The organism is Rubellimicrobium rubrum (assembly GCF_006152115.1).
Taxonomy (GTDB): Bacteria; Pseudomonadota; Alphaproteobacteria; order Rhodobacterales; family Rhodobacteraceae; genus Rubellimicrobium; species Rubellimicrobium rubrum.
Genome location: NZ_VDFU01000090.1, coordinates 1 through 1,886, shown reverse-complemented (window position 1 = coordinate 1,886; position 1,886 = coordinate 1). Strand labels below are relative to the sequence as shown.

General features: G+C 68.6%; 2 protein-coding genes. Both read left to right on the top strand.

Annotation, left to right across the window (positions count from 1 at the left end; genetic code table 11):
* The coding region (gene nirK / locus FHG66_RS21320; RefSeq protein ID WP_218013950.1) for a copper-containing nitrite reductase at positions 1-1,080 on the top strand (1,080 nt) is incomplete at its 5' end.
* A 134-nt stretch (positions 1,081-1,214) separates the two neighbouring features.
* Positions 1,215-1,886: formylglycine-generating enzyme family protein (locus FHG66_RS21315; RefSeq protein ID WP_139079152.1), on the top strand; the 672-nt coding region annotated here is incomplete at its 3' end.

The window sequence follows — 1,886 nt, the reverse complement described above, 5'->3', positions numbered from 1 at the left end:
GCCGCTCCGATGCTGGTTCAGGCCGCCCGGGCGGGCGAGAGCATGGACACCACCGACGCCGCGCCGGTGGATCTGACGAGCCTTCCCCGCATCCGGCACGAGCTGGTTGCCCCGCCCTTTGTCCATGAGCACGAGCAGGTGGCCACGACGGGCCCGCGCATCGTCGAGTTCACGATGGACATCGTGGAGAAGGAGATCCAGGTCGCCGACGACGCCTGGCTGCAGGCCATGACCTTCAACGGCTCGGTCCCCGGTCCGATGATGGTGGTCCATGAGGGCGACTACGTGGAGCTGACGCTGCGCAACCCGCCCGCCAACATGATGCAGCACAACATCGACTTCCACGCCGCCACCGGCGCGCTGGGCGGCGGGGCGCTGACCCTCATCAATCCCGGCGAGCAGACCGTGTTGCGCTTCAAGGCGACGCGGGCGGGCGTGTTCACCTACCACTGCGCGCCCGGCGGCCCGATGATCCCCTGGCATGTCGTGTCGGGCATGTCGGGCACCATCATGATCCTGCCCCGCGAGGGCCTGAAGGACCAGCACGGCACCCCCGTCGCCTACGACCGGGTGGCCTATATCGGCGAGAACGACTTCTACATCCCGCGCAACGAGGATGGCACCTACAAGCGCTTCGCCGACGCGGGCGAGAGCTATCCCGACACGCTCGAGGTCATGCGGCGCCTGATCCCCAGCCATGTCGTCTTCAACGGCCGCGTGGGTGCCCTGACCGGCGACAACGCGCTGACCGCCAAGGTGGGCGAGCGGGTGCTGTTTGTTCACAACCAGGCCAACCGCGACACCCGCCCCCACCTGATCGGCGGCCATGGCGACCTCGTCTGGGAAGCCGGCAAGTTCCACAACACGCCCCAGGTGGACCTCGAGACCTGGTTCATCCGCGGCGGCTCCTCGGGTGCTGCGCTCTACAAGTTCCTGCAGCCCGGCCTTTACGCCTACGTGAACCACAACCTGATCGAGGCGGTGGAGCTGGGCGCCACCGCGCACGTCAAGGTCGAAGGCGAGTGGAACAACGACCTCATGGAGCAGGTCCAGGCGCCCACGCCCTACAGCGGGGCCTGATCTCAGAGCCCCGCCCACCGGGGCTTGGATGAAGGGCTCCGCCAACTCCCGGCAGCAGGTGAGTGGCGGGGCCGAGGGACAGACGGGTGGGGCGGCTGGCAACGGCCGCCCTGTCCATTTTGAAGGGGACAATCATGAAGCTGTCGACGGTGGCCGTCCTGCTCCTCGTGGTGAGCTTCACGATACCGGTCCACCGGCCGGGGCCGATCAATAGCGCGGGACCCGAGATGGTCACCCTCGCCCCTGGCGCCTGGAGCTACCGCGCTTCGGGCACCTGGCACCGCGACGGCCGTCAGGTCGACCCACCGCGCCTCGCGCTCGAGGACGATGCCCCTTTCTCGATCATGCGCCATCAGGTCAGCCGGGGCGAGTATGCGGCCTGTGTTGCGGACGGAGCCTGCCTGCCCTCCGAAGGCGGTCCAGCCGATGAGCCCCGAACCCAGGTGAGCTGGCACGATGCGCAGGCCTATGCATCCTGGCTGTCCAAGGAGACCGGCCAGACCTGGCGGCTGCCCACAGACGCCGAGTGGCAGCGCGCCGCCGCCGAGCGCTTCACCGATGACGCGCTGGGGGACGGGGACCTTTCCGACCGCTGGCTTGCCCGCTACGCGCAGGAGGCCGAGGCCGAGGTCCATCCCGTGCTGCGCCTTCTGGGCGGCTGGGGCACAAATTCGCTGGGCATCGCGGACCTTGCCGGCAATGTCTGGGAATGGACCAACAGCTGCGCCGTGACCGGCACCCTGGACTCGTCGGGACGGGTGTTGGCCCAGAGCGACTACTGCGGAGCCCGCATCGTCGAAGGACGG